This window comes from Caldalkalibacillus salinus (assembly GCF_016745835.1).
Classification (GTDB): domain Bacteria; phylum Bacillota; class Bacilli; order Caldalkalibacillales; family JCM-10596; genus Caldalkalibacillus_A; species Caldalkalibacillus_A salinus.
In genome coordinates this window covers 1-6,894 of the sequence record NZ_JAERVL010000026.1, presented here as the reverse complement: position 1 = coordinate 6,894, position 6,894 = coordinate 1, and the positions used below count along the sequence as shown (strand labels likewise).

7 protein-coding genes are annotated in these 6,894 nt (G+C 43.5%); 5 read left to right on the top strand and 2 right to left on the bottom strand.

Translation table 11 applies throughout. The features are described from left to right. Nucleotides 1-442: 442 nt before the first annotated feature. Nucleotides 443-1,183 carry an alpha/beta hydrolase gene (locus JKM87_RS14620; RefSeq protein WP_202081115.1) on the bottom strand — a complete coding sequence of 247 codons (741 nt, stop codon included), beginning with the start codon at nt 1,181-1,183 and terminating at the stop codon, nt 443-445. A 122-nt stretch (nt 1,184-1,305) separates the two neighbouring features. On the opposite strand from JKM87_RS14620, the gene pdhA reads away from it, so the two are divergent. From pdhA to JKM87_RS14595, 5 genes are all read left to right on the top strand, one after another. Further along, entirely contained in the window at nt 1,306-2,385 is a 1,080-nt protein-coding gene (gene pdhA, locus JKM87_RS14615; protein ID WP_202081114.1) for a pyruvate dehydrogenase (acetyl-transferring) E1 component subunit alpha, read from the top strand. A gap of 3 nt (nt 2,386-2,388) precedes the next feature. Continuing rightward, the gene (locus JKM87_RS14610) at nt 2,389-3,369 is read left to right on the top strand and encodes an alpha-ketoacid dehydrogenase subunit beta (RefSeq protein ID WP_202081113.1); all 981 of its coding nucleotides are present in this window, start codon (nt 2,389-2,391) and stop codon (nt 3,367-3,369) included. 36 nt (nt 3,370-3,405) lie between these two features. After that, a complete protein-coding gene (locus tag JKM87_RS14605; RefSeq protein WP_202081112.1) occupies nt 3,406-4,728 on the top strand; it encodes a 2-oxo acid dehydrogenase subunit E2 in 1,323 nt (440 codons plus the stop codon). 1 nt (nt 4,729) lies between these two features. Next, nucleotides 4,730-6,148 (top strand): dihydrolipoyl dehydrogenase, encoded by a 1,419-nt coding sequence (gene lpdA / locus JKM87_RS14600; RefSeq protein ID WP_202081111.1) that lies wholly within the window; start codon nt 4,730-4,732, stop codon nt 6,146-6,148. Between the two features lie 88 nt (nt 6,149-6,236). Next, nucleotides 6,237-6,539, top strand: a complete 303-nt coding sequence (locus JKM87_RS14595; protein WP_202081110.1) for a hypothetical protein — start codon at nt 6,237-6,239, stop codon at nt 6,537-6,539. 142 nt (nt 6,540-6,681) lie between these two features. On the opposite strand, the gene JKM87_RS14590 is transcribed toward JKM87_RS14595, so the two are convergent. After that, nucleotides 6,682-6,894 (bottom strand): NADPH-dependent FMN reductase (locus JKM87_RS14590; protein ID WP_419761869.1); only part of this gene is annotated, 213 nt, incomplete at its 5' end.

Below are 6,894 nucleotides of genomic sequence, written 5' to 3'. Positions count from 1 at the left end.
AAGCTGATGTCGTGGGTTCGATTCCCATCACCCGCTCCATTAAACAGCATATAAATACATTACATATATAAAATATATACCAATGAAATGTGGAGAGAGGATCTGTTTACAAGGTCCTCTCTTTTTTGTTGATAAAACCTCCTGTATAATTCGGACCTGACCCTACTATATAATAAGGAAGAAAAACGATTTTTAAATAGAAATAGACATAAAAGAAGCGCAGCCTTTTAAAGGGTTTGACAACATTATCTTCCCAAAGGCTACGCCCGATTCAATATATCATCTAATATGTTCTCATTCGTTTAGCTTTTAAGAACGGCTATCCAACGAATCTAGTCTACAAAAGCCTGTATGATAAACTGTGCTACAACACATAAGCACTCATAAGGGTCACATTGATTACACCAACTGTATCAGAACAGCATTAAACTTAATAACAAATCTAATAAAAAGAAGGTTTAAAGTAATACTTTATAGCTTCAGGTAATTCTTTTTGCCAAAATCCCCAAATATGGTCTCCCTCTTCTTCTTTGTAAAAGACTTTAGCCCCTTTTTCCTCAAGTGTTGCCCTCGTTTTTCTATTCCACTCTAAAAAGTCGAGTGTTCCCATAGAAGTGTCCACTGCTGTTTCAAGTGTGCCTACCAGCATCCATAAATCTAAATGCTCCAAAGTCTTTTTGTTTGACAACTTTTCTGTTGTTGGTTCAAAATAAGCACCAGATAAGCTTATGACTTTAGAGAAAAAGTCTGGGTTATCCATAGCAAGATCAAGGGATACAGTGCCCCCAAGAGAATCTCCTATAAGGACACGATGACCAATGCTATCCTTTACAGGGTAATGTGCCTCTATAAAAGGAATAAGCTCCTTCACCACAAAGGATCTATAAGCTTCACTTTTTTCGCCGTTTGTTGAATATTCACTTGTACGATGTTTTTTATCAACATCGATGCCCACGATGATGAACGGGTCGACGCCGTGATCAAGAATGAGTTCATTAGCCAGAGTCGCAATACGACCATACATAAAAATATCCTGTCCATCTTGCGCATACACTACAGGATAAGAGACAAGGTCGTTATAACCGGGCGGTAGATAAACCCTGACAGAACGCTCCTCATTGAGGTATTCACTACTGATGTTCTCTTTGTTTATTGTCCGTTTTAGATATTCAGGCTTGCTCATTTTTTATAACTCCTTTAATATATATAAATGTTATCCCATATTCTAAACGATTCAATACATGATTTCCAATGTTTAGATAAGAATACTATTAGGTATGTATATTTACAGAGAGGTGATATGTGATGAGCACAAATCTAGAAGCAATTCGTGCTGAAGAGCAAGAGACGATTCAAGTGCTAGATCCAGATGGCAACATTGTATCTAAGGATTTAGAACCGGATCTAAGCGATGACCAATTAAGAGAGATAATGACACGCATGGTATACACAAGAGTATGGGATCAACGTGCGATTAGTTTAAATCGCCAAGGCCGCCTAGGATTCTATGCGCCTGTTGCTGGGCAAGAAGCAACCATGATTGGTTCTCATTTTGCTATGAACAAAGAGGACTTCTTGTTACCGAGCTACCGTGATATACCTCAAATCGTATGGCACGGTCTTCCGTTATATCAAGCATTCCTATACTCTAGAGGACATCAGACGGGCGGGAAGATCCCAGAAGATGTGAATGTATTGATGCCACAAATCATCATCGGGGCCCAAATCATTCAAACAACGGGTGTAGCGTATGGATTTAAGCTTAACGGAGAAAAAAGAGTAGCCCTAACGTACATAGGTGACGGAGGTACATCTCAAGGGGACTTCTACGAAGGTGTTAACTTTGCGGGAGCTTATCAAGCACCAGCTATTTTTATTGTTCAAAATAACCGTTATGCGATCTCGGTCCCTATTGAGAAGCAAACGGCAGCTGACACACTAGCTCAAAAAGCAGTAGCTGCTGGTATCCCAGGGTATCAAGTAGACGGTATGGATGTGCTTGCCGTATACGCTGTTGCCAATAAAGTAGCGGAAAAAGCACGTAACGGTGAAGGTCCAGCCCTAATCGAGAGCTTAACTTATCGTTATGGTCCACATACGATGGCTGGAGATGACCCAACGAGATACCGTACCAATGAAGAAGCAACTGAATGGGAGAACAACGATCCAATTGTCCGCTTTAGAAAATATCTAGAAGCCAAAGGTATCTGGTCTGAAGAAGATGAGAACAAGGTGATGGAAGAAGCGAAAGAAGACATCTCGGCTGCAATTAAGAAAGCTGATGAGATCGAGAAAATGACAGTTCCTGGTTTAATCGACACGATGTTTGAAAAGACACCTGATCATCTTGAAGAACAGAAAGAATGGTTTGGAACGGAGGAATAGAAGATGGCACAAATGACGATGATACAAGCAATCACAGATGCAATGAAAGTCGAGTTAGAAAATGACCCGAGTGTGCTTGTCTTTGGTGAAGACGTTGGTCATAACGGCGGCGTGTTTCGTGCCACAGACGGGCTTCAAAAAGAATTTGGTGAAGAAAGAGTGTTTGATACTCCGTTAGCGGAGTCAGGTATTGGCGGTTTAGCGATCGGTCTCGGTCTCACTGGCTACCGTCCAGTCGCAGAAATTCAATTCTTCGGATTTGTTTTTGAAGTCATGGACTCTATCGTTGGCCAAGCAGCGCGTATGCGTTACCGTTCTGGAGGACGTTACAATAGCCCGGTTGTGTTCCGTGCACCGTTTGGTGGAGGCGTAAAAACGCCTGAACTACACGCAGATAGCTTAGAAGGTTTGATGGCACAATCTCCAGGACTAAAGGTTGTCATCCCATCTAACCCTTATGATGCAAAAGGGTTGCTCGTTTCGGCGATCAGAGACAACGATCCGGTTGTCTTCCTTGAGCATATGAAACTATATCGCTCGTTCCGTGGTGAGGTACCTGAAGGAGAATATACAATTCCTCTAGGTAAAGCCAATGTTGTGCGTGAAGGAAGTGATGTGACAATCGTCACTTATGGTGCGATGGTACATACATCCCTCAAAGCAGCAGAACAGGCGGAAAAAGAGAGAGGCGTGTCAGTCGAAGTGATTGACCTTCGTACTGTTAGTCCCATTGACATCGACACGGTCGTTGAGTCTATCAAAAAGACGAACCGTGCGATCGTCGTACAAGAGGCACAAAACAAAGCTGGTGTCGCACCAGAAATCATCACTCAGATCAATGAAAAAGCGATCCTACACTTAGAAGCACCTGTGCTCCGTGTAACCGCACCAGACACTGTTTTTGCTTTTGCAGCAATCGAAGATGAGTGGCTCCCAGATCCGAAGAGAGTCAACAAAGCGATTAACGAAGTACTTGACTTTTAAAAGACATAAAGATGACAAGCAAAAGGAGGATAAGCCGTGGCAATCTATGAATTTAAACTTCCAGAGTTAGGTGAAGGTATTCACGAAGGCGAAATTGTAAAATGGCTTGTAGAGCCTGGAGACTCTATTGAAGAGGATCAACTGATTGTTGAAGTACAAAATGACAAAGCTGTTGTTGAAGTGCCTTCTCCAGTTAACGGTACGGTTAAAGAGATTTTAGCAGATGAAGGAGAAGTAAAAGTCGTTGACGACGCCCTGCTTAAAATTGAAGTCGAAGGAGAAGTCCCAGAGCATGCAAAAGAGGACACTGCCAACGACGGCGCTGAGCAAGAAGAGCCAAAAGAAGCACCAAAAGAAGAAGCTAAACCAGCTGAAGAGCCTAAAAAAGAAGAGCCAGCCAAAGAACAACCTGCTACGGATGAAGTACCCGTGCCTAACAAAGAAGTACTGGCAACGCCTAGCGTAAGAAAGTTTGCACGTGAGAACGGCGTTAACATTGCAGAGGTGACTGCGACAGGCCCGAATGGTAGAATTACAAGGGAAGACGTCCAAGGCTTTATCGATGGTGGTGGAGAAGCACAACAAGCTGCGCCAGCACAAGAGACTGAAGAAAAAGCTGCAACAGCACCAAGCAAGCCTCAAGTGGCGGAAGGCGAGCGTCATGAAGAACGTGTACCACTCAAAGGTATCCGCAAAGCGATTTCTAAAGCAATGGTTAAATCTAAGTACACAGCCCCACACGTGACCATCATGGACGAAGTGGATGTGACGAAGCTTGTAGCATTGAGAAAAGAAGCGAAGCCATTAGCGGAACAAAAAGGAACAAAACTTACTTACTTGCCGTTTATCGTTAAGGCGTTAGTTGCCGCTTGTCGTGAATTCCCTGTTCTTAATGCGACATTAGACGATGATAACGAAGAAATCGTTTATAAGCATTACTATAACGTAGGGATCGCAACAGATACGGACCAAGGATTAATGGTACCCGTCATCGAAAATGCGGACCGTAAGAGCATGTGGATGATCGCTGACGAGATTATCGATAAAGCGACTCGCGGACGTGAAGGCAAACTATCACCTAATGAGCTGAAAGGAAGTACCATATCCATCACTAACATTGGATCTGCTGGGGGTATGTTCTTTACTCCAGTCATTAACCATCCTGAAGTTGCAATCCTAGGTACGGGTAAAATTGCAGAGAAGCCAGTCGTCAAAGACGGTGAGGTCACAGTGGCACCAGTGATGAACCTGTCTCTAAGCTTCGACCATCGTATCATTGATGGAGCAACAGCCCAGTATTTTGTTAACTATATTAAGAAGCTCCTAGAAGATCCTCAACTTTTAATTTTGGAGGTATAACATGGTAGTTGGAGAATTTACAACAGAAATTGATGTACTGGTGATTGGTGCAGGACCGGGTGGCTACGTTGCAGCCATCCGTGCTGCCCAATTGGGTAAAAAAGTGACCATCGTAGACAAAGGAGAACTTGGTGGCGTATGTCTGAACCGGGGATGTATCCCTTCAAAGGCACTGATCTCTGCCGCACATCGCTATGAAGAAATGAGTCACTCCAAGGATGACGATATGGGCATTGTAGCGAAAGAAGTAGAAGTAAACTTCAAGAAAGTTCAAGAATGGAAACAGAGCGTTGTTAACAAACTGACCGGTGGTGTTGAAGGTCTGCTCAAAGGAAACAACGTCGAGATTGTTAAAGGGGAAGCTCTGTTTGTCAACGATAATGAAGTTCGTGTGCTTAACGGTTATGAAGCTAACCGCTACAAATTCGAGCATTGTATCATTGCCACAGGGTCCGAAGCAATTGAACTCAAACCGTTCCCTTATGGCGATCGTATCCTTTCATCTACAGAAGCACTAGCACTAGATGAAATTCCTAAGAGCATGGTGGTCATCGGTGGTGGCTACATCGGTGTTGAATTAGGTCAAACCTTCGCTAAGTTCGGGACGAAAGTGACGATTTTAGAAGGGGCAGATCAAATTCTACCGCTCTTTGAAAAACAAACGGTTCAACCGGTGGCCAAGAATCTGAAAAAGTCCGGTGTTGAAGTGGTCACCAAAGCGATGGCAAAATCTGCCGAGCAAACTGAAAATGATGTCACGGTCACATACGCTGTGAATGATGAAGAAAAATCCATTACAGCTGACTACTTGTTAGTGACAGTTGGACGTAAGCCAAGCACAGATGAGTTAGGACTTGATGCCACTGGCGTAAAAGTAAGTGACAAAGGTATTATTGAAGTAGATCACCAGTGCCGCACAAGTGTTGAGAATATCTTCGCTATCGGAGATATTGTTGACGGTCCAGCGCTAGCACATAAAGCTTCATATGAAGCCAAAGTAGCGGCAGAAGCAATTGCGGGTGAGAAGAGTGCAGTGGATTATAAAGTGATCCCTTCCGTTGTCTTCTCTGAACCAGAAATTGCCAGTGTGGGACTTAACGAGCAAGAGGCTAAAAAAGACGGATATAATGTCCAAGTCGGTAAGTTCGCATTTGCGGCGAACGGTCGTGCCCTTTCACTAAACGCTGGTGATGGCTTTGTGAAAGTTGTTGCCGATAAAGACACAGGTATTCTGATCGGGGCTCAGATCGTGGGAGTGGAAGCGTCCAATCTTATCGCCGAGATGGCTCTTGCCATCGAAATGGGCGCACATCTTGAAGATGTCAGTCTCACCATCCATGCGCATCCGACTTTAGGAGAAATTACAATGGAGGCGGCTGAAGCTGCTCTAGGACAAGCAATTCACGCCATTAACAAGTAAACGAAATAAAAATATTTAAAAACGTGAATGAGACACATCCCCTTCTGCTTATACTAAGGTAAAGTCAAAGAAGGGGATGTGTTGTTTTATGCCAAAGCGTCACAATGAAGAAGGAGAGAAATACGCCGCACAAAAGTACAACAGTCGCTCATTGATGGAGGCTTATAACGCCGTTGTAGGAAATGCAGATACAGAGTTCGCCCAAGAATATGAGCAGGAGGATGTACACTCGGAAGCAGGGACGAATAAATACGTGTCAGGCGCTCTCATGTCCACATATGCCCAAATGCTTGACTCTTATAGGGAAGGAACCATTGACGGAGAGATTGAGCATTCTAAGAATAAGGTCAATGAAATCCCTAGAGAAGGATACGATCAAACAAAAAGATGACACCAAAGCATAAAGCATAGGAAATCAAAAAAATCCCGATGAGCCTAATATCTAGCTCATCGGGATTGGTTATTTTAGTCAACCTTTTATCATATTTATCCCCTCTTTACCCCTATGTTAAAAGCAAGGAGGGAGAAATGGCCTAAAGTTCAGCATTAGCGCGGATGCGTAGCTCCTTCACCAGGTGATGACCCAGTGTTTCCAATCGTTGCTGAAGTTTTTCATCCTTCAGTTGTCCGTCCTCAGTAAAGGCAGCATAAGATCTTGGCACACTCGGACTCGAAGGCAGCGGCCATGCATGCAGATTTCGACAAATTTGCTGAAGTGTATTAACGGTATTCGTTGCACCAAAGCC